Source organism: Nonomuraea sp. NPDC050022, from assembly GCF_044460705.1.
In the GTDB taxonomy this organism is placed as follows: Bacteria; Actinomycetota; Actinomycetes; order Streptosporangiales; family Streptosporangiaceae; genus Nonomuraea.
On sequence record NZ_JBITKE010000001.1, the window covers coordinates 50,594 to 71,022 of the forward strand.

Sequence of the window (20,429 nt, forward strand, 5' to 3'; positions counted from 1 at the left end):
AAAAATACAATCGTGTAAATTTCTTCTAGTGTAAGATTCTGCCATGGAGGAGACGCTGCGCGAACGCAAGAAGCGACAGACCAGGCACCTGCTCATCCGTACGGCGATCCGGCTGTTCACCGAGCAGGGCTACGAACAGACCACCGGCGCACAGATCGCCGCCGCGGCGGACGTGGCCACCAAGACGTTCTTCAACTACTTCCCGAGCAAGGAGCACGTGCTGTTCGCCGACGTCGAGCGGTTCTACGGGCTGGCGCTGGAGGTGATCGCCGACCGCGCCCCGGACGACACGCTGCAGCAAGTGCTGCGCAGGACCTACGACCAAGCCATCGCCCACTACCTCACCCAGGGGCCGTGGACCGGGGACCCGGAGCTGAAGGAGCTCTACCAGAGGCTGCTCGCGACGGTGCCCGCCGTACAGGCGATGGCCCTTCACATGATGTTCGACGCGCAGCGCCGGATCGCAGCCGCGTTGTTGGCCGCATTCCCCGACAGGCTGGACCCCATCAGTGCCGCGGCGGCGACCGGCGCGTTCATGGGTGCGGTGCAGGCGGCCGGGATGGCCAGCCTGGAGATGTACGGCGAGGCGGAGCAGGAGTATTTGGCGTCAACCGGACGGGCCGTGAACATCGCGATGCGCGGCCTGGACTCGCTGTGATGAGGTCGGGGTTTCCCTCAGGTCAGGGCTGCACCGCGCCCAGGAGTTCGAGTACGTCCGGCGGGAGCTTCTTCTGGGCCGCGTCCCTGAACTGGGTGAAGCACTCGCCCTGCGACGAGACGGTGCCCGCGCCCTTCATGCAGTTCTGGTAGGCGGAGTATTCGTCCATCAGATAGAGCTGCATCGCCGTGGCCATGGCCGACAGCGTGAGGGCGACCGAGGAGATGGCGATGCCGCCCACGGCGATGCCCCGCGGCTTTTCCGCGCGCTTCAGCTGGGGCAGCGCGCGAATGCCCGCCATCAGCGCGAACACCGCCATGACCAGCCCCGCCAGCGGCAGCATGAACGTCATGGCCAGCGCCGCGATGGCCAACCAGATGGCTCGGCGGCCCGCGGAATCCGCGGGATGCTGACCCGTCGGTGCCTGCACCGGTGTCGACACCTGACCTCCTCTGCGTCGCCGGACGAAGAGCGGATACGCTTGCAACCCCACCCCGGTTTTCTCATTGGAGTGCGCGTGTCAAAGGCTGGGCGGCTCGTCGTCCTCGTCTCCGGCTCTGGAACAAACCTACAGGCCTTGCTGGACGCTTCGGCCGACCCGTCCTACGGCGCCCGCGTGGTGGCTGTCGGTGCGGACAGAGACGGCATCGAGGGACTGGCTCGGGCGTCGCGGGCTGACGTCCCTACTTTCGTCGAAAAGCTGGGTGATTACGAGAAGCGGTCGGAGTGGAATATCGCGCTCGCCGACCGGATCGCTTCCTACGAGCCCGATCTGGTGGTGTCGGCGGGCTTCATGAAGATCATCGGCGCACCGACGCTCGACGCGTTCCCGGTGCTCAACACCCATCCCGCCCTGCTGCCCTCCTTCCCGGGTGCGCACGGGGTGCGTGACGCGCTCGCTCACGGGGTCAAGGTGACGGGCTGCACGGTCATGCTGGCCGATTCCGGCGTCGACAGCGGGCCGATCGTCGCCCAGGAGGCCGTGGCCGTACTACCGGGTGACGACGAGGCGGTCCTGCACGAGCGCATCAAGACCGTCGAGCGCCGCCTGCTCGTCGAGATCGTCGGCCGGATGGTCCGTGAGGGCTGGACGGTCAGTGGACGGACTGTTCGCATCGGTAACCAACCAGGACAGACCGTCCGCATCGGTAACCAATCAGAAGGGGAATCGAAGTGACTCGCATCGCCATCCGGCGCGCGCTGATCGCGGTGTACGACAAGTCCGGGCTGGAGGAGCTGGCCAGGGCTCTGGACGGCGCGGGGGTGGAGATCGTGTCAACGGGCGGCACCGCCGCCGCCATCGCCTCCTACGGCATCCCCGTCACCAAGGTCGAGCAGCTGACCGGGTTCCCCGAGTGCCTCGACGGCCGGGTCAAGACGCTCCACCCGCGCGTACACGCCGGGCTGCTGGCCGACCTCACCAAGCCGCACCACGTGGCCCAGCTCGACGAGCTGGAGATCGACCCGTTCCAGCTGGTGGTGGTCAACCTCTACCCGTTCGAGCAGACGGTCGCCTCCGGCGCGTCCGACGAGGAGTGCGTCGAGCAGATCGACATCGGCGGGCCCGCGATGATCCGTGGCGCCGCCAAGAACCACAGCACCTGCGCCGTCGTGGTCGACCCGCGCTTCTACGGCGACGTGGTGGGCGCGCTCGGCGAGGGCGGCTTCACGCTGATCGAACGCCGGCGCCTGGCGGGCATCGCCTACGCCCACACGGCCTCCTATGACGTGGCCGTGGCGTCCTGGTTCGCCAGCGCCTACCGGGTCGACGACGACTGGCCCTCGTTCATGGGCGCCACCTGGAAGCGCAAGTCGACCCTGCGCTACGGCGAGAACCCGCACCAGTCCGCCGCCCTCTACAGCGGCGGCCTCGACGGCCTGGCCAACGCCGAGCAGGTGCACGGCAAGGAGATGTCCTACAACAACTACCTCGACGCCGACGCGGCCTGGCGGGCGGCCTGGGACTTCGTCGAGCCCTGCGTCGCGATCATCAAGCACCAGAACCCGTGCGGCATCGCCATCGGCTCCGACGTAGCCGACGCGCACCGCAAGGCGCACGCCTGTGACCCGGTCTCGGCGTACGGGGGCGTCATCGCGGTCAACGGGGCCGTCACGGCCGAGCTGGCCCGGCAGATCGCCGAGGTGTTCACCGAGGTCGTCGTGGCGCCGTCCTACGAGCCCGAGGCGCTGGCCGTACTGACGCAGAAGAAGAACGTCCGCCTGCTGATCTGTCCCTCGGGCCCGGCCAACCCCGCCGAGTTCCGCCGGATCGACGGCGGCCTCCTCGTCCAGCAGACCGACCGGGTCGACGCGTCCGGCGACGCGCCGGAGCACTGGCAGCTCAAGGCGGGCGAGCCGGTCTCCGAGGAGATGCTGGCCGACCTGGCGTTCGCGTGGCGGGCCTGCCGCTCGGTCAAGTCCAACGCCATCCTGCTGGCGTCCGGCGGGGCGACCGTGGGTGTCGGGATGGGGCAGGTCAACCGGGTCGACTCGTGCCGCCTGGCGGTGACCCGCGCCGACACGCGGGCCAAGGGGTCGGTGGCGGCCTCGGACGCGTTCTTCCCGTTCCCCGACGGGCTGGAGGTGCTGATCGAGGCGGGCGTCAAGGCCGTCGTGGAGCCCGGCGGATCCGTCCGCGACCAGCTGGTCATCGAGGCGGCGGAGAAGGCGGGCGTGGCGCTCTACTTCACGGGGACGCGCCACTTCTTCCACTGACGGTCCGACGCACTATTCCAGCGCGGTCCCAGGCAAAAGGGCGGTATGAACCCGCCCTTTTGCGCACAAGCATAAGTAATGTCCGGTTACGCTGTGGGCCTTGCCGCTCGTCCGTTCTCCGGGAGTACTCCTTATGGCGCCGCTCGACTCGGTTCTGTATGCCTTCGTGACCATGAACGGGATCGCCACCAGCCCGGTCATGTTGGTGGTGCTCGCCTTCCTCGGCGCCTACCTCGGGGCGCGCGTCGTGGAGGTCATCCCGTTCACCCGCCGCATCATCGAGCGGCGCGCGGCCCAGATCGCCGAGCGCGAGTAGCCCGCCCGGCCGCCTGAGCGTCTCAGGCGGCCGTACCTGAACATCTCAGGCGGCTGTACGGGACTGGCTCCAGGCGAGTTTCGCGGCTCCGGCGAGTCCGGCCCGTACTCCCAGGGTGGTCGGCTCCACCTTCACCGCCCTGACGAACGCCAGCCCGGCCACGTCGTCCAGCGCCCGCGCCAACGGGTCGAACAGGACCGGTCCCGCCGCTGAGACGCCGCCGCCGATGACCACCTTGGTGAGCTCGACCGCCGCCGCGGTCGAGGCGATCATGCCGGCGAGTGCCCTGGCACCCCGTTCGAACGCCGCCACCGCCACGGGATCCCCACCCGCCGCGTCCCGCGCCAGCGCCCGCGCGTCGGCCGCGCCGTTCTGCCCACCGGCCGTGCTGTTCTGCGCGCCGGCCGGGCCGTCCAGCGCGTGGGCCGGGCCGTCCAGCCCGTCAGGGCGGCCCGGGGTCCAGCCGTTGGCCAGTGCCCAGCGGGCCAGGTTCGGGCCGCTGGAGTAGTGCTCGACGCAGCCGCGCCCGCCGCACTCGCAGCGCTCGCCGTACGGGTCGATGGTCATGTGACCGACATGTCCGGCGTTTCCGTTGGGGCCCAGGAGCGGGACGCCGTCGATCACCAGTCCGCCGCCGATCCCGGTAGACACCACGATCCCGAGCAGCGAAGAACTCCCGCGCCCCGCCCCCAGCCAGTGCTCCCCGAGCGCCATGCACTGCGCGTCACCGGCCAGCATGGTCGGCAGGCCGGTCAGCGCGCCGACCTCGTCACGCAGCGGGAAGCCGCGCCAGCTGGGCATGTTGACGGGGCTGACGGTCCCGGCGGCCAGGTCCAGCGGCCCGGCGCAGCCGATCCCGACCGCCTCCGGCGCCGGACCGTCTCCGGTCACCTCCTCGATCAGCGCCGCCAGAGCGACCATGACGTCCGTACGCGGCGTGGGCCGGGTCGCGGAACGCAGCATGGAACCCGTCTCGTCCACCAGCGCGGCGGCGAGCTTGGTTCCCCCGATGTCGATGGCGAGTACGCGGGCCATCAGTGTTTGTGGTGGTTGTCGGGCTGGCGGGGATCGCCAGGATGTTCCAGTCCGGGCACGAGTTCGACCTTGGCCGCCCGCGACTCGTCGAGCCACCGCGCGAACATCCGCCGCCGCGCGGCCTCCCGCTGCGAGACCGCACCGGGGAAGGGAGCTGGGGTGGGCGCCGGTTGGGCCACCGCCACGTGCCAGCCCAGGGCGTCCTCGACCGGACCGACGAGCATCCCGTACGGCCGGCGCGGGATGGCGTCGGCGATCGCCGCAGGCAGGGAGCCCAGCGTCACCGGTCCCAGCGGTTCCAGATCGTCGGCCGTGGCGGCGGCCGCCTCGGCATGGTCGGCGAACACCCGATGGCGTACGACATGCCAGGCCACGCCCTGTGCCGTCCCCTGTGCCGTCGCGGGCGCCACCCCCTGTGCCGTACCTGGCGCCGCCTCCTGTGCCGTCGTCGGCGACCGCCACTCCGGCGGCACCTCGACTGTGGCGGTCAGGTGCTCGAACAGCGCGCGGACCCACGGGCTCCCGTTGTACGCGGAGGCGTTGATCGACCCCAGCTCCACCGCGGCCAGCGGGTCGAGCCGCCCGACCTCCACCGGCGACAGCCCGCGGGCCGTGGCCTCGTCCTTGCACAGCGCCTCGGTGAGGATCACCTGCGTCAGCCACCTGGCCAGCTGCCGGTCCTCGGAGCTGCCCGGCAGCGGCAGCGCCGCGCTGAGCGGGCTGTCGCGCAGCTCGCGGACCCGCCGGTCCAGCGGCTCACGGGAGATCGGCCGTCCGCCGACCCAGCCGATCACCGCGCCCACGCCAGGCGCGGTGCCCGCTCCGGTCGCGGCGGGCCGCTCCCGTACAGGAACGCCTGCCCCGGTCGCCGAGGGCCGTTCCAGCATGGGACCGCCCGCCCCGGTCACGGGGGGTCGCTCCAGTACGGGACCGCCCGCTGTATCAGTGAGAGCATGGTTCATCGGGAGACCTCCAAGCGGACGGCGGGGGCGTACTGGCAGCGGCCGTACCACATGACCTTGGCCAGTGCCCAGAAGTGCCCGGCCGCCATGTCGTACGGCACCTCCACGGGGAACGAAACGTCGACAGTCTCGCCCGGCGCCACGGTGAAGCCCTGGATGACCGTGGGCAGGAGCTCCCACGAGCCCCAGGGGGCCGCGAGCTGGGACTCGCCGCGGATTTCGTCCGAGGTGGTGTTCGCCAGCCGTACAACCAGAGACGTGCGGTCGCCGGGGCGGAGGGAGAGCGACTCCGTGACGGCGGTGACGGACAGGCCGGTCGCGCGGCCCTCGGTGGCCTGGGTCCCGTTGAACGCGTCGCGCATGTTCGGGACGGCGCCCTCGACGGGCAGCTCCGGCACCTCGCCCAGCGCGACCGTGGCGACGTCCTCCACCAGCTGGTCGCCCACCGAGGTGCGGGCCGAGACGAAGTACAGGCCCTGGCCGGGGGCGGGTGTGACGGTGACGGGGAAGCGGAGGTGGCCGCCGGGTTCGAGACGGAAGGCGCGCTGGGCGGGCGTGGCGCTCCAGCCGTCCGGGACACGGATGTCCACCACGCCCTCGTGCGGCGCGTCGACGAGGTGGGACGACACCACGACCGTCACCTCGACGGTCCCCTGTGCGGCCGCCCCCTGTGCGGCCGCGACGGGTGTGACGAGACCGGGCGTGACGAGACCGGGCGTGACGGCGATCGACACCGGGAGGTAGCCGAGCGGCGCGGGCCCCTTGTTGTGCAGCCAGTAGCGGCTGTAGACGGGCTGGGCCTGCTCGGCCGTGGCGCCCAGGTCGGGGCGTGCGGGCCGCGGCGGGGCGGGGGCGAGGTAGGTGGCGACCTCGGCCCCGGCCAGGTCGAGCGTGGTCACCGGGTCGCCGGGCCGTTCCAGCAGGTCGGCGTGGATGAGGCCGCCGAGGTCCAGTACCGGAGACTTGATCGTGGCCCGCGAACCGAGCCCGGTCGACTCCACGAGCCGGATGGTGACGCCGTCGGTGGGCGCCAGAGCGCCGGTGGGGGACAGGCCGTGGGCGTGCGGGTTGCCGGTGGCTTTGATGGTGCCGAGCAGGACGTCCCGGGCGGGCTCCACCCGCAGGAGCGAGTGCACCTGGGGCAACGTCCCGTCGGCGGCCGGTGCGACCTCTCGCGCCAGCATCGGCGTGATGAACTCCTGTCCCGCCGCCGGCAGGCGCAGCGCCCGCCAGTCGCCGTCCCCGCCGGCCAGCGCGTACGAGAACTCGTGCGTCCAGTGCTGCACCTGGAACCCCGCCCCATCAGGCCCGGTACGCCGAGGCGGATCCAGCCAGACCCCCGACGGCCACCCGGTACAGGACCGCATGAGCGACAGATGCAACGCCCCACCGGAATCCACCGCGAACCCCGGCAAACCATACGTGAGCAGCGCGACCGTACGAGACTCCAGCACCTCCTCGCCCACCGGGCAAACGGCGGAGATCACGGCATCCGCCAGATCCGCGACCAGCTCCTCCACCGGTCCGGCGACGATGAGCGCGGGCAGCGCGCGTACGTCACGCAGGTCGGCGCTGGGCTGCCACACCTCGGCCAGCGGTCGTTCGGCGGGTACCCAGACCAGCGGCGCCCCCGACTTGAGCGCGTCGAGGAAGGCCGGGTCGCTGCGGTCGAGGAGCTCGGCGGCCAGCGGGTTGGTGTCCGGGCCGCCCAGGATGATGCGTACGTCCGGCAGGTTCGAGTCGACGTCCAGCCAGCCGTACCGGGAGCCGGAGGCGGACGAGGTCGTGGCGGTCACACCCGCGCGGGCCAGCGCCACCACCAGCGAACGGGCCCCGGGCGCGTCCTCCAGAGTGGGCACCACCACCTCGGCGACCCCCAGCGCCCGCGCGCCCGCCTCACCCAGGTCCACCCTGGCCGTGGCCGACAGTCCGAACCAGGTGTTGGCCGGGTTGTCGAGCGTCCACGGGTGCTCGGCGGTGTCGACCTCGGGCTGCGCGAACCCGCGCCCCACCACGGCGCCCGCCACGTCGGAGACCGGTAGCGCGCCCGCCACCTGCGCCGGGAAGCGGACCCGGAGCAGCCGGTCGGCGCCGGTGTAGTCGAGCACGCGGGTGGTGAACTCGACCCGGTCCGAGCCGGTCCAGAGCGTGACGATCTGCTCATAGGACACCTCGCCCACCTGGCCGGTGATGGTCAGGCGCTGTCCGAGGGGACTCTGCGAGGCGTGTACGGCCACTGCGGCGGCCTCGCCGGAGCCGGTGGCGTGACCGGTCGGCAGCAGGTGCCACGGCCCTTCGCCCATGTCCGGGTGCGTGGGGTATTCGTCGTACAGCCGCAGCTCGTTCCCGAGCCCCGACAGCAGCTCGCGGCCCGAGGCGCGATCGAACACCGACTCCAGACCGCCGCCGCGCGCCGGATCGGCGACGACCCGCCACCGGTCATTCGAGATGGCGGTCCCGGGCAGCGGCTGCCAGGTGTCGGCCACCCCCTCGACGATCCGGTACGTTCGCCAGCCCATCGACGGCACGTCCTTGGCCAGGAAGACCAGCGTGCCGTCCTCCTCGATCGCCGGGATCTCGCCTTCCACCCGCTCACCGGGCGCCAGCCGTACCCGCACCAGCCCGTCACGCGCGAACGGCAGCGTGTTGGTGACCACGACGCTGCGGCCGTCGAGCGAGATCTGGCCGAGCAGCGCGTCCAGCGCGCGGTCGCGGGCGCCGGCGGCCAGGTCGTGCGCCTCGCGCCAGCCCGTCAGCAGGTCGATGTAGACCTGGTCCGACTCGGAGCCGGTGATCCCGTCGTGATGCGCCCCGTACGCCAGCTGCCGCCACACCTTGTCCAGCGCGGTGTGCGGATAACCGCCCAGCCCCAGCAGCGACGCGAACGCCGACAGCCGCTCGGCGTCGAGCGCCGCCACCTCGGCCGCGCGCTGGGCCTGCTTGGTGTCGATGTACGAGACGTCTTTGCCGGTGTAGATGGGGTTCATATCCCGGGTCTGCGGGCTAAATGCCGATATTTCCCCGCGCACCGCGTCGAGGAAGTCCCGTGGCGTGCCGCAGACGAACCGGGGCCAGATGTAACGGGCCGCCCAGGTCCGGTGGATGTCGGTGACCCACTTGTTCGGCGGGGTGTAGTCGGTGCCGACGGGCAGCAGGATGTTCCGGGTCGCGGCCACCGGCTTGAGCGAGCGATAGAGCTCGTACGTCGCCCGCGTCGCCTCCTCCAGCGACGGCGAGGAGTCCATCCACCAGCCCGCCGAGTAGTGGGCGGGCATGTAGTGCGTCAGCACGCCCTGTCCCGACGGCGAGATCCACTCGAACTCGCTCGGGAACTGCATCAGGGAGGCGTCGTTCTTGGCCTCCCTGAAGTTCTTGCTGATCGGCCCCCACTGGTGGAAGGGCCCCCGGGCCCACGCGCTGCCGGTCAGCCCGGCCGCCGCCAGGTATCCGGGGAACTGCGGGTCGTGCCCGAACACGTCGAGCTGCCAGGCCGTACGCGGGTCGCCGCCGAGGATGTCGCGCTGGTAGCCGATGCCGTACACGATGTTGCGGATGGTGCTCTCGGCGCCGGTCAGGTTCGTGTTCGGCTCGTTGTACGTCCCGCCGAGAAGCTCCACCCGGCCCTCGTCGAGCAGCGCGCGCAGGTCGGCGCGGCGCTCGGGGTGGGTGTCGAAGAACGGCTTGAGATAGTCGATCTCGGCCAGCACGAACCGGTAGTCGGGATCGCGCAACGCCAGCTCGATATGCGCCTCGACCAGCGCGAACGCGTTGTGCTCCCACAGCGGCCGGGTCGTTGCGTCGACCGAGAGCAGCTCCCAGGGGCTGGTGTAGGCGGCCTGCGTGTTCCACCAGACAGGGTCGTAGTGGAAGTGCGACACCATGTACATCGTCCAGCCCGGCTCCTCGGCCGTGACCTCGACGTCGAGCGCCGCCTCGCCGAAGGTGACGGTGCAGGGCACCACGCTCCCGTACGGCACGCTGACCTCCAGCGGCACCTCGACGGTGACCGGGCCCACTCCCGGCGGCACGCTCACGGGCGCCGCGCAGGACACCCCGGGTCCGCGAACGTCGAGCGGCGTCTCCTGCCCATCCGGCTCCAGCGTGACCTTGAGCACCTGGTGCGGACGCTCCGCCGTGCCGACGAACAGGTCGGTCGACTCTGCGGACAGCAAGTGAGCAGGCAAGACGACTCCTTAGTGGGCACATAGGCGGTGACGTCACCATATGCCGTTCCAAGATCCATGACAACGATGTCATCACCGCTCCCAGCGAACTCATGGATCTCATGGAAGGATTGGCAGACATGAGCGCAGTGAAACTCGACGGCAAGGCGACCGCGGCCAGGATCAAGGCCGACCTCACGACGCGGGTGACCGCGCTCAGAGAGCGTGGCATCACCCCCGGTCTCGGCACCGTGCTGGTCGGCGACGACCCCGGCAGCCAGATCTATGTGGCGGGCAAGCACCGCGACTGTGCCGAGGTCGGCATCGCCTCCATTCGCGTGGACCTCCCGGCCGACGCCACCCAGGCCGAGGTCGAGGCGGCCATCGACGAGCTCAACGCCTCGCCGGAGTGCACCGGCTACATCGTCCAGCTCCCGCTGCCCCGTCACCTCGACACGATGGCGCTGCTGGAGCGCATGGACCCGGCCAAGGACGCCGACGGCCTGCACCCGGTCAACCTGGGCCGCCTGGTCCACATGGTCGACGCGCCGCTGCCCTGCACGCCGCACGGCATCGTGCTGCTCCTCCAGGAGTACGGCGTGCCGATCAAGGGCGCCGAGGTGGCCGTGGTCGGACGCGGCATCACGGTGGGCCGCTCGCTCGGCCTGCTACTGACCCGGCGCAGCGAGAACGCCACGGTCACCCTCTGCCACACCGGCACCCGCGACTTGGCCGCGCACGTCCGCCACGCCGACATCGTGGTGGCCGCCGCCGGGGTGCCCGGCCTCATCACCCCGGCCATGGTCAAGCCGGGCGCGGCCGTGCTCGACGTGGGCGTCTCGCGGGTGGACGGCAAGATCGCCGGCGACGTGGCGGCCGAGGTGGCGGAGGTGGCGGGCTTCCTGACCCCCAACCCCGGCGGCGTCGGCCCGATGACCCGCGCCCTCCTGCTCTCCAACGTGGTCGAGGCCGCCGAACGCGCCTGACCGGCGTTCTTCTTGCGGCCTTCTTACGGCTGGAAGTCGGGGTCCACGGCGACGGTCACCTCAAGCAGCAGGGGCTCCTCGCGGTCCACGAGCGTGGGCATCACCTCGTCGAGCACCGCCGCGAGCTCCTCCGCCGTGTCCACCCGCCTGGCCGCGCAGCCCAGCGACCGGGCCATCCCGCCCACGCTGACCTCGGTGAACGCGGGCCACGGTGCCTTGCCGCCCGCCTTGTCGGCCAGCCGGTCCATGATCGCGTACCGGCCGTTGGCGAGGACCACGAACAGCGCGCCCACCCGGTAGTGGGCCGCGCTCCACAGCGCGTGCACCCCGTACAGCGCCGACCCGTCGCCCACCACCGCGACCACCGGCCGGTCGGGCAGCGACATCCGCAGGCCGACCGCCGCGGGCACGCCGAACCCCAGCCCGCCCATGGCGGCCGACACGAAGCCCAGCGGGTTACGGGCCGGAACCAACCGGTGCAGGTCCGGGCGCGACGACGGCGTCTCCTCGACGAGCACCGCATCGGCGGGCAGCCGCCTGGCGAGCTGGTGCAGGACGTGCGCGGCTCGCAGAACCTCCCCTTCCGGGGGCAACTCGGGCCCATCGGGCGCGGGCCGCGGCGGAGCGGGCCTGGCGGGCACGAGTACGGCCAGCCGCTCACAGACGGCGGCCGGGGCGGCGAGATAGGCCAGGTCGGCCGGACTGCGGTGCGCTTCGGCCGGGTCATCGGTGACCAGCGCGACAGTGGTACCGGGCTCGACCAACGGACCGGAGTCGAACGGGTACTGACGGAAGACCGGGGCACCCACGGCGAGCACCACGTCGTGCGCCACCAGCGCCGCGCGCAGCCGGCCGCGATCGGCGGGCAGCACCCCGGCGTACTGCGGATGGTCCTGCGGGAAGCCCGCCATGGCGCCGAACGACTCCTGCCAGACCGGACACCCCAGCCGCTCAGCAAGCGCCACTACCGCCGCCCACCCCGCCTCCCGAACACCTGCGCCCGCGACGATCGCCGGAGAGCGGGCCTCGGACAGCAGCGCGGCCAGGGGTGCGAGCGATTCGTCCGACACGGCCGCCGGCCGCAGCAGCCGCGTCGGCGCCGCGATCGTCTCGTCCTCGAACGGCGCCGCCCAGTCGTCCAACGGCACCACCACCAGCGCGGGCCCCCGGAACGTGACCGCCTCGTGGTAGGCCCGCGCCACGGCACCCGGCACATCCTGCGCCCGCACCGGTTGGTCGACCCACACCGGATAGTCCCCGGCCAGCCCCGCCAGCCGCCCGGTCAGGAACGGCTCCAACGCCAAATGGCGACGATCCTGCTGCCCGACCAGGATCACCAGCGGCACCTGATTGGCCCGCGCGGTGGCGATCGCACCGACCGCGTTGCCCAGGCCCGCCGCGGTGTGCAGCACGGCCAGCGCCGGCGCCCCGTGCCCGATCGCCCACCCGGTGGCCATGCCGACCACCGACCCTTCATGCAGGGCCAGCACGAACCGCAGGTCGTTGGGCAACCCGGTCAGCAGCGCGACCTCGGTCGAGCCCGGATTGCAGAAGATCGTGGTCAGCCCGAACCGCCGCAGCACCTCGAACGTGGCCTCTCGAACCGTGCTCACCGCGCTCACCGTGCCCGCCTGAGTCCGCCCACCGTGTGTCTCACAGCGCCCGGCCGAGCCTGCTCCCCGCCCATGATCACCGTGAGTGACGACGATAGCACGATCACCCGTTATCCCAGGTAGACCGTCGTTCTCGTCCTCCCGGAGGGGTGTCTCTGCCTTTCTCCTCCGGAGGGGGCGCCCTCCCTGGGGACCCCAGCCATGACAGACCGTCTTCCTCTCCCCCGAAGGGGGTATCCCTCTCCAAGGACCCCAACCACCACGGATCGTCACAAGGATCGAGACGGTCGTGTGACGGACCCCCAGGGGGCCATTACCGGCGCCGGTAGCGGTCCGTAGCCTCCTTCGTGGCGCGGATCGCGGCGTCGGCCGTGTCGTACGTCCGCTGCGCCAACCCGACGAAGATGCAGTCGACGATCAGGAGCTGGCTGATCCGGCTGGCCAGCGCCCCAGGCCGGAACGCGGTCTCCCGACCCGCCGACACCAGCGTGTAGTCGGCCAGCCCGGCCAGCGACGACCGCGGATTGTTGGTGATCGCGACCACCAGCGCCCCCGCCTCCGCGGCTGTGCGGGCCGGGTCCAGTACGTCCGGCGTCTCGCCGCCGCAGCTGATCGCCACCACCACGTCGCCCGCCCGCAGCAGGGCCGCACTGGTCAGCGCCAGGTGGGCGTCGCTGAAGGGGTGGCTGGACAGGCCGATCCGCAGCAGCTTCTGGGACATGTCGGCCGCCACGAGCCCGGAGGCCGCCACGCCGTACACGTCCACCCGCCGGGCCCTCGCGATGGCCGTGACGACTTCCCCGAGCGGCTCGGGGTCGAGTTGGGCCGCCGTGTCGGCCAGCGCTTCCGACTCGGCCCGCGCCACCTTGGCGATGACGTCGGTGAGCGGGTCGTCGGGGCCGAGGTCACCGGGCACCAGCCGTTCGGGCTCCTTGGCCACGGCGGCGGCCAGGGCGAAGCGCATCTGCGAGTAGCCGGCGAAACCGAGCGCCCTGGCAGTGCGTACGATCGTCGCCTCGCTCGTCCCGGACACCCCGCTGAACTCGGTGATCGTGCTTCGAACGACCACGCCGGGGTCGGCGAGGATGATGCGCGCGATGGCCTGCGCGGCCGGCGTCAGAGACGGCAGCACCGCACGGACGGCGGCCACGGGGTTGGCCGGCTCGTTCATCCGCCCGCCCAGACCGTCGACAGACGCAGGTGGCCCGGTCACCGGGTCAGCCATTCGGCCGCCGCCTGCGCCGAGACGCGCGAGATGCCGTGCGTGACCAGGTGCGCCGCCCCGTCGGGCGTGCCAGGAATGCCGGTGTCCACGACGATCACCTCCGGCCGCACCTGTACGGCCCGCGCCACCGTCTCCCGTACCCACGGATAACGGGCGGCGTCGTGCACCACGAGCACGACCGGCCGATCGTCGAACGGCGGCAGCTCACCCTCCGGCTCCATCTGGATCCGCGTGGTCCCCGGCAGCAGCGTGCTGAGCGCCGCCGTGATGCCGGTCGGCGTCGAGGGGTCCACCGCCTTGTTGAAGCGCGTGTTGACCTCCACGACTAGCGGCGGCCGGGTCAAGGTGGCCGTCCCCGTCACGGTCAGCGCGGCCTTGGCGGCCTCCAGGCCCACGCCCTCGTCGACGTCGGCACGGGCCTTGTCGCGCAGCGCCGACTGCCGGGCGTACCAGTCGGACAGCGCGAGGACCCGGGCGGCGGCCTCAGCCAGGCGCTCCTCCGGGAGCGCGCCCGCATGAACGGCGGCCACGATCGCGTCGCGGATGTCGTGCAGGCTCCGCTCGGTCGACAGGCCCACGCAGATGGCGTCGACACCCGCGCCGAGCGCGCGGACCGCGATCTCCCCGGGCTCGAACATCGCGGCCACCGCCCGCATCTCGATCGCGTCGGTGACCAGCATCCCGTCGAAGCCGAGCTCGCCCCTGAGGAGCTCGGTCATGACGGTACGGCTGAGCGTCGCGGGCATCGACGGGTCGAGAGCGGGGACGAGTAGATGGCCCGACATGACCGAGCGCACCCCGGCCGCGATCGCGGCTCTGAACGGCGGCAGGTCCCGCTCGTCGATCAGTTCGCGCGAGGCGTGTACGGTCGGCAGCGCCAGGTGTGAGTCCGTGACCGTGTCACCGTGGCCGGGGAAGTGCTTGGCGCAGGCGGCGACCCCGGCACCCTGTACCCCGTTGACGTAGGCCACGGTGTGGCGGGAGACCAGGTCGGCGGTCGGGCCGAACGAGCGTACGCCGATCACCGGGTTGGCGGGGTTGGCGTTGACGTCGGCGGACGGCGCGTAGTTGAGCGTGATGTCGGCTTCGGCGAGCATCCGGCCGATCTGGCGGCCCACGCGCTCCGTCAGGGCCACGTCGTCCACCACGCCGAGCGCCCGGTTGCCCGGGAAGGAACTGCCGGAGGCGACCTCCAGACGGGTGACCGCCCCGCCCTCCTCGTCGATCGCGACGACGGCGCCCGGGTTCTCGGCGCGAAACCGCTGGACGAGCTGCTGCCCGGGGTTGTTGCGGGCGAACAGCACCAGGCCGCCGAGTCCTTCGCCGAGCGCCCTGAGCAACCAGTCGGGAGCCGACGTGCCTTCGTAGCCTGGCTGGAGCACTGTCATCGCTAGTCGGTACAGGTCAGGGGACATGCGGCATTTTCCTTCACGATTGTTGAATTGAAGGTAATTTTCTGTCATCGTCGCCCTCGACACAACCACTTCCGAGAGGCCAAACCCCCCATGCCCAGCCGAAGGACGTTACTGAAGGGCCTCGCCCTCGCCGCTGCCGCCTCCGTCGTACCGCTTCCCGCCTTCGCCGCAGACTACGTCCCACCGCTGCGTCAGATGCGCGGCATGTGGATCGCCTCCGTGGTCAACATCAACTGGCCCTCCAAGACCGGGCTGACCGTCGAACAGCAGAAGGCCGAATACCTCGCCTGGCTGGACCTGGCCGTGCAGCGCAAGCTGAACTCCGTCTTCGTGCAGATCAGGCCGACCGCCGACGCGTTCTGGCCGTCGCCGTTCGAACCGTGGTCGCAATGGCTGACCGGCACCCAGGGGCAGGACCCCGGCTACGACCCGCTGGGCTTCATCGTCGAAGAGACGCACAAGCGCGGGCTGGCCTTCCACGCCTGGTTCAACCCGTACCGGGTCTCGATGCAGGCCGACCCGGCCAAGCTGCACCCCGACCACCCGGGACGCAAGCACCCCGACTGGATCCTGCCGTTCGGCGGCAAGCTCTACTACAACCCCGGCATGCCCGAGGTGCGGAAGTTCTGCCAGGACGCGATCATGGACGCGGTCACCCGGTACGACATCGACGGCCTGCACTTCGACGACTACTTCTACCCGACGAACACCACGGCCTTCGACGACAGCGCCACCTTCGCCCAGTACGGAGCCGGCTTCCCGGACCTGGCCACCTGGCGGCGCAACAACGTCGACCTCATGGTCTCGGAGATGCAGCAGCGCGTGCGCGCGGTCAAGCCGGAGATCGCCTGGGGCATCAGCCCGTCGGGCATCTGGCGCAACAAGGCCAGCGACCCGCTCGGCTCCGAGACCAGCGGCGGTCAGTCGTACGACAGCCTGCACGCCGACACCAGGGGCTGGGTGAAGAAGGGCTGGCTCGACTACATCGCCCCCCAGCTCTACTGGTACATCGGGCAGCCCCCGGCCGACTACGCCAAGCTCGTCCCGTGGTGGTCCGACGTGGCGAACGGCACCGGCACGCTGCTCTGGATCGGCCAGGCCGCCTACAAGGCGGGCGACCCCGCCCAGACCGCGCCCGAATGGCAGAACCCGGCCGAGCTGTCCAAGCACCTCACGCTCAACCGGGACAATCCACCGGTCAGCGGTGACATCTGGTACAACGCCAACGACCTGCGGGCCGACCGGATCGGCTCGATCAGCACGGCCGTGAACGACCACTACACCCGGCCCGCCCTGGCCCCGGTGCTGACCAGGCTGGCGGGTGGCGAGGCGCCGCACCGGCCGGTGCTGGCGTACGCGCTGCGGAAACACGGCGGGGTGGAGGTACGCGCGGTCGCGACGGATCGGCACGAGCCCTTCCAGTTCGCCATCTTCCGGTTCCCCGGCAAGGCCGCGTCCGGTGCGTTCGCCGACGCCCGCAACCTGGTCGCGGTGCTGCCGGGCGACCGGCAGGTGCACTGGGTGGACCCGGAGGGCAAGCGTGGGGATCACTACTACGTGGTCGCCGTCGACCGGGCCAACCGGACCAGCAAGCCGAGCAACGGGTTCCGGGTGCTCTGAGTGCGGTGATTCCCCGGGGGGTTGTCAAGACGACCGACTCGATCTCTGTGACGGTCCATGGTGGCTGGTGTCCCTTGGGAGGGATGCCCCCTTCGGGGGAGGAGAAGCAGGCGGTCCGTGGCGGCTGGTGTCCTTCTGGTGGGATACCCCCTTCGGGGGGGCGGGTGATGACGGTCCGTCGTGGTCGGGGTCTCTAGGTGGGGCACCCCCCTTCGGGGGAGCGGAAGATGACGGTCCTTTGGAAGGAGTGCGATGCGGGTTCTCGGTCTCATCTCAGGCACGTCCCATGACGGGATAGACAGTGCGGTCGTGGACTGGTCGCTGGACGGCGGTGTGCTGACCGGCATGCTGGTCCACACCGGTGAGCGGCCGTACGAGCCTGGCCTGAGAGCCCGTATCGTGGCCGCGCTGCCGCCCAGCAAGATCGACCTAGGCGAGGTGTGCGCCCTGGACACGCTCATCGGCCAGGCGTTCGCCGAGGCGGCGGCCGAGGGGCCGGCGGCCGACTTGATCTGCTCCCACGGGCAGACGCTCTTCCACTGGGTGGAGGGCGGCCGGGTGCTCGGCACCCTGCAGCTGGGCCAGCCCGCCTGGATCGCCGAGCGCACCGGGCTGCCCGTGGTGTCGGACGTGCGGGTGCGCGACGTGGCCGCCGGCGGGCAGGGGGCGCCGCTCGTCTCCTACCTCGACCTGCTGCTCATGGCCGGGCTGCCGGGGCGTACCGGGGCGTTGAACCTGGGCGGGATCGCCAACCTGACCGTGCGGGAGCCGGCCATCGCCTACGACACCGGGCCCGCGTGCGCGCTCATCGACGCCGCCGCGCCCCCGTACGACAAGGACGGGGTGCTCGGCGCGGCCGGGACGGTCGACGCGGCGCTGCTGGCGGAGCTGCTCGCCGAGCCGTACTACGCGAAGGAGCCGCCGAAATCCACCGGAAAAGAGCTCTTCACGCCCGGGTACGTCAAGGCGGACCTCCCGCAGGCCGACCTCGTCGCCACACTGACCGCACTCACCGCGGAGACCGTGGCGGCCGAGATCCGGCGGCATGGGCTCGACACCGTGATCGTCTCCGGCGGCGGTGTGCGCAATCCCACACTCATGGGCATGCTGCGCGCACGCGTGCCGGACACGCGGCTCGTGACCAGCGACGAGCTCGGCGTGCCCGCCGACGCGAAGGAGGCGATCGCCTTCTCGTTGTTCGGCTGGCTCACCGCGCACGGTCTGCCGTCGACCGTGCCCAGTTGCACGGGCGCCTCAGGGGCGCGCGTTCTGGGCACGGTGACGCCGGGCTCCGGTCCGCTCGCGCTGCCGGAACCCCTCGCCGTGGCGCCGGTCGCGATCCGTTTCCTCTAGTGGGCCGCGCTCAGCGGCCCACCACAGGTAGCGGGGTCTGCACCTATGAAGCCCTGCGTCCGGCCGCCGTCGGTTGCTGTTGCTCGGCCGACGTCCCCGACCGCTGTGGTGGCACCACAGGAGTCGGGCGCACCAGGCCCAGCGCGACGACCTCGTTGGCCAGCCGCGTGCGCCGGTTGGTGCCCTCGGGAATCCGGAACTTCTGGTACAGCCGCAGCAGGTGTTGCTTGACCGCGGCTTCGGTCACGACAAGGTCGTCGGCGATCTCACGTGCGGTCGCCGGGGCGACGAACGCCTCATCCGACAGCGCCGGCCTGCAGAGCGAGGTCAGCACATCGACCTCGCGCCTGGTCAGCTCGGGCGCAGCGGCCCTGCGCAGTTCGACCTCGGGGGTGAAGTCCTCACGGGGGACTCCGCCGATGCGACCGCGCGCCGCGCCGAAGGAGACGACGTCGCCGTCGTCCAGCACCCTCCGGGCGATCGGCCTGCCGTTCACCCGTGTGCCGTTGCGGGACAGGCCCAGATCAACGACGTACAGGTAGGGTCCTCGCCTGACGAACTCGGCATGGAGTCGAGACACACTCGGGTCGGTCAGCCGGATGTCCGCGCCCCGGCCCCTCCCCACCGTCGTGATCTCGGGGCGCAACGGGACCACCTCGCCGGTGTCCTCGATGCGTATGAACGGCCCCTCCACGGCAGTTCCTCCCCAGGTAGCCCGCCGTAACTATTACTACAGCTCCGGCTTACCCAAACGAGGGGATGCGGAATCGCCTTTGCCATAAGGAGAATCCAGCGTGAAATTGGTCTGGACCTTCGCGGACGGTTTTGCCTGCTCACGGGTAGACTTCGGGCGGAGATATGCGGAGGAAACACTCATGGCGGACAAGCCCACGAAAGGCCTGGCCGATGTCGTAGCCGCGTCCACAGCGCTCAGCGACATTGACGGGAAGGCCGGTCGTCTCTTCTATCGCGGATACGACATCCACGATCTGGCCGGCCGCGCGACGTTCGAAGAGACCGCTCACCTGCTGCAGTGCGGCAAGCTTCCCAACCGGGACGAGTTGGACAGGTACGGCGATGAGCTGGTGCGGGGCCGCGAGCTCGGCGCGCTCGTCTCCGCGAACATCCCGGAGATCGCCGAGAAGCAGAAACCGATGGAGGCCCTGCGCTCCCTGGTCTCCCTCTCCGCGGCGGACGATCCGGACAAGGACTCCATCGCCCCCGAAGCGAACTTGCGCAAGGCCGCTCGCCTGACCGCGCAGCAGCCCTTGCTGGTCGCCCGCTACCACGCCGCCCGCAACGGCGCCGAGATCCCGGAGCCCGACCCGGCGATGAGCATCGCGGCGAACTTCCTCCTGCAGGTCACCGGACGCGTTCCGGCCCAGCGCGAGGTCGAGCTCTTCGACACCTGTCTGGTGCTGCACGCCGACCACACCATGAACGCCTCGACGTTCGCCGCCCGCGTCTGCGCCGCGACCCTGTCGGACATGCACTCGGCCATCGTCGCCGCCATCGGGACGCTCAAGGGCCCCCTGCACGGCGGCGCGAACGAGCAGGTCATGAAGACCCTCGAATCGATCTCGCCCACCGGGGTGGCGCAGGCCGTACGGGAGAAGCTGGCCGCCGGCGAGAAGATCATGGGCTTCGGCCACCGCGTCTACAAGACCGAGGACCCGCGGGCCACGCACCTGCGCAGGATGTCGCAGGAACTCGCCGAATCCACCGGCGACGACACCTATTATCGGATGTCCAAGGAGATGGAGGAGGTCGTCTTCGAGATGAAGGGCCTCTATCCCAATGTCGACTTCTACGCGGCATCGGTCTATCACTATCTCGGCATTCCGACGGACCTGTTCACACCGGTCTTCTCGATCAGCCGCATGGCCGGCTGGACGGCGCACGTGATCGAGCAGCATGCCGACAACAGACTGATCCGCCCCGACAGTGAGTACATCGGTGAGCGTGACCAGAAGTGGAAGCCGATCGAGGAGAGATGAGCCTGGACCGGAGAGAGCGGGGCACGATGCCAACGGAGGTCCGCAGCGAATGCGACCATAAGCAGGCACGTTGAGTCGTTCTGGAGAAAGTTGGGGGCCGTACCCGCTGGTTCTGGCGGGTGCGGTCGTCGGCGTTGCGCTGATTTTCCTCGTGGACCCGCGGTGGGGCGGGTTCGCGTTGGGCGCCGCCGTCATGGTGGCCGCCGCGCTCCGTTTCGCCGGGTACGGCGGGCTCGCCGTACGCAGCAAGAGGACGGACGTCATCACGCTCGGGGCGTTCGGATTCGTGCTCGTCCTTACCTCGCTGATCTTGGCGAACGACGAGCTCAAGGGAATGATCATGTCCCTGCTGGCCCGGTGACCCCACCTGC

At 70.8% G+C, this 20,429-nt stretch carries 17 protein-coding genes; 9 read left to right on the forward strand and 8 right to left on the reverse strand.

The annotated features are described in order from the left end of the window. The first annotated feature begins 43 nt into the window (after nucleotides 1-43). On the forward strand, nucleotides 44-658 hold the full coding sequence (locus tag ACIBO2_RS00230; RefSeq protein ID WP_358548750.1) for a TetR family transcriptional regulator: 615 nt from the start codon (nucleotides 44-46) through the stop codon (nucleotides 656-658). A 22-nt stretch (nucleotides 659-680) separates the two neighbouring features. Here ACIBO2_RS00230 and ACIBO2_RS00235 read toward each other — a convergent pair whose 3' ends face one another. Next, entirely contained in the window at nucleotides 681-1,100 is a 420-nt protein-coding gene (locus tag ACIBO2_RS00235) for a hypothetical protein (RefSeq protein WP_358548748.1), read from the reverse strand. Nucleotides 1,101-1,235: 135 nt separating this feature from the next. Here ACIBO2_RS00235 and purN point away from each other — a divergent pair, with 135 nt between their 5' ends. The 3 genes from purN (at nucleotide 1,236) to ACIBO2_RS00250 (ending at nucleotide 3,689) form a co-directional block, all read left to right on the forward strand. After that, entirely contained in the window at nucleotides 1,236-1,835 is a 600-nt protein-coding gene (gene purN, locus ACIBO2_RS00240) for a phosphoribosylglycinamide formyltransferase (RefSeq protein WP_397294588.1), read from the forward strand. Next, nucleotides 1,832-3,373 carry a bifunctional phosphoribosylaminoimidazolecarboxamide formyltransferase/IMP cyclohydrolase gene (gene purH / locus ACIBO2_RS00245; RefSeq protein WP_397294590.1) on the forward strand — a complete coding sequence of 514 codons (1,542 nt, stop codon included), beginning with the start codon at nucleotides 1,832-1,834 and terminating at the stop codon, nucleotides 3,371-3,373. Before purN ends, purH begins: the two co-directional genes overlap by 4 nt. Nucleotides 3,374-3,506: 133 nt before the next feature. Beyond that, complete coding sequence (locus tag ACIBO2_RS00250; RefSeq protein WP_358548739.1) at nucleotides 3,507-3,689, forward strand: hypothetical protein; 183 nt, start codon at nucleotides 3,507-3,509, stop codon at nucleotides 3,687-3,689. Between the two features lie 45 nt (nucleotides 3,690-3,734). On the opposite strand, the gene ACIBO2_RS00255 is transcribed toward ACIBO2_RS00250, so the two are convergent. Genes ACIBO2_RS00255 through ACIBO2_RS00265 form a run of 3 tightly spaced genes read right to left on the reverse strand, consistent with a single transcriptional unit; the run spans nucleotide 3,735 to nucleotide 9,870 of the window. Then, entirely contained in the window at nucleotides 3,735-4,724 is a 990-nt protein-coding gene (locus tag ACIBO2_RS00255) for an ROK family protein (RefSeq protein WP_358548736.1), read from the reverse strand. Next, entirely contained in the window at nucleotides 4,724-5,686 is a 963-nt protein-coding gene (locus ACIBO2_RS00260; RefSeq protein ID WP_358548733.1) for a hypothetical protein, read from the reverse strand. The genes ACIBO2_RS00255 and ACIBO2_RS00260 overlap by 1 nt, the downstream gene beginning before the upstream one ends. Beyond that, complete coding sequence (locus ACIBO2_RS00265; protein WP_397294591.1) at nucleotides 5,683-9,870, reverse strand: glycoside hydrolase family 38 C-terminal domain-containing protein; 4,188 nt, start codon at nucleotides 9,868-9,870, stop codon at nucleotides 5,683-5,685. Before ACIBO2_RS00265 ends, ACIBO2_RS00260 begins: the two co-directional genes overlap by 4 nt. Before the next feature lie 119 nt (nucleotides 9,871-9,989). Here ACIBO2_RS00265 and ACIBO2_RS00270 point away from each other — a divergent pair, with 119 nt between their 5' ends. Next, on the forward strand, nucleotides 9,990-10,835 hold the full coding sequence (locus ACIBO2_RS00270) for a bifunctional methylenetetrahydrofolate dehydrogenase/methenyltetrahydrofolate cyclohydrolase (protein WP_357948558.1): 846 nt from the start codon (nucleotides 9,990-9,992) through the stop codon (nucleotides 10,833-10,835). 23 nt (nucleotides 10,836-10,858) lie between these two features. Here the strand turns inward: ACIBO2_RS00270 and ACIBO2_RS00275 are convergent, their stop codons facing one another. The 3 genes from ACIBO2_RS00275 to ACIBO2_RS00285 all read right to left on the reverse strand — a co-directional run bounded on the left by ACIBO2_RS00275 (nucleotide 10,859) and on the right by ACIBO2_RS00285 (nucleotide 15,061). Continuing rightward, nucleotides 10,859-12,448 (reverse strand): thiamine pyrophosphate-dependent enzyme, encoded by a 1,590-nt coding sequence (locus ACIBO2_RS00275; protein ID WP_397294592.1) that lies wholly within the window; start codon nucleotides 12,446-12,448, stop codon nucleotides 10,859-10,861. Nucleotides 12,449-12,761: 313 nt separating this feature from the next. Further along, a complete protein-coding gene (locus tag ACIBO2_RS00280) occupies nucleotides 12,762-13,673 on the reverse strand; it encodes a MurR/RpiR family transcriptional regulator (protein ID WP_358548726.1) in 912 nt (303 codons plus the stop codon). Then, nucleotides 13,658-15,061, reverse strand: a complete 1,404-nt coding sequence (locus tag ACIBO2_RS00285; protein WP_358548723.1) for a glycoside hydrolase family 3 N-terminal domain-containing protein — start codon at nucleotides 15,059-15,061, stop codon at nucleotides 13,658-13,660. The genes ACIBO2_RS00280 and ACIBO2_RS00285 overlap by 16 nt, the downstream gene beginning before the upstream one ends. Nucleotides 15,062-15,178: 117 nt before the next feature. On the opposite strand from ACIBO2_RS00285, the gene ACIBO2_RS00290 reads away from it, so the two are divergent. After that, nucleotides 15,179-16,708: a family 10 glycosylhydrolase gene (locus ACIBO2_RS00290; RefSeq protein ID WP_358548721.1), complete on the forward strand. Its 1,530-nt coding sequence runs from the start codon at nucleotides 15,179-15,181 to the stop codon at nucleotides 16,706-16,708. Between the two features lie 252 nt (nucleotides 16,709-16,960). Continuing rightward, nucleotides 16,961-18,061 (forward strand): anhydro-N-acetylmuramic acid kinase, encoded by a 1,101-nt coding sequence (locus tag ACIBO2_RS00295; protein WP_358548719.1) that lies wholly within the window; start codon nucleotides 16,961-16,963, stop codon nucleotides 18,059-18,061. Nucleotides 18,062-18,104: 43 nt separating this feature from the next. Here the strand turns inward: ACIBO2_RS00295 and ACIBO2_RS00300 are convergent, their stop codons facing one another. After that, nucleotides 18,105-18,755 (reverse strand): FHA domain-containing protein, encoded by a 651-nt coding sequence (locus ACIBO2_RS00300; protein WP_219531308.1) that lies wholly within the window; start codon nucleotides 18,753-18,755, stop codon nucleotides 18,105-18,107. 181 nt (nucleotides 18,756-18,936) lie between these two features. Here ACIBO2_RS00300 and ACIBO2_RS00305 point away from each other — a divergent pair, with 181 nt between their 5' ends. Together ACIBO2_RS00305 and ACIBO2_RS00310 are read left to right on the forward strand one after the other, a co-directional pair. Beyond that, a complete protein-coding gene (locus ACIBO2_RS00305) occupies nucleotides 18,937-20,058 on the forward strand; it encodes a citrate/2-methylcitrate synthase (protein WP_358548716.1) in 1,122 nt (373 codons plus the stop codon). A gap of 70 nt (nucleotides 20,059-20,128) precedes the next feature. Then, a complete protein-coding gene (locus tag ACIBO2_RS00310; protein WP_358431610.1) occupies nucleotides 20,129-20,419 on the forward strand; it encodes a DUF3017 domain-containing protein in 291 nt (96 codons plus the stop codon). Nucleotides 20,420-20,429: the final 10 nt, after the last annotated feature.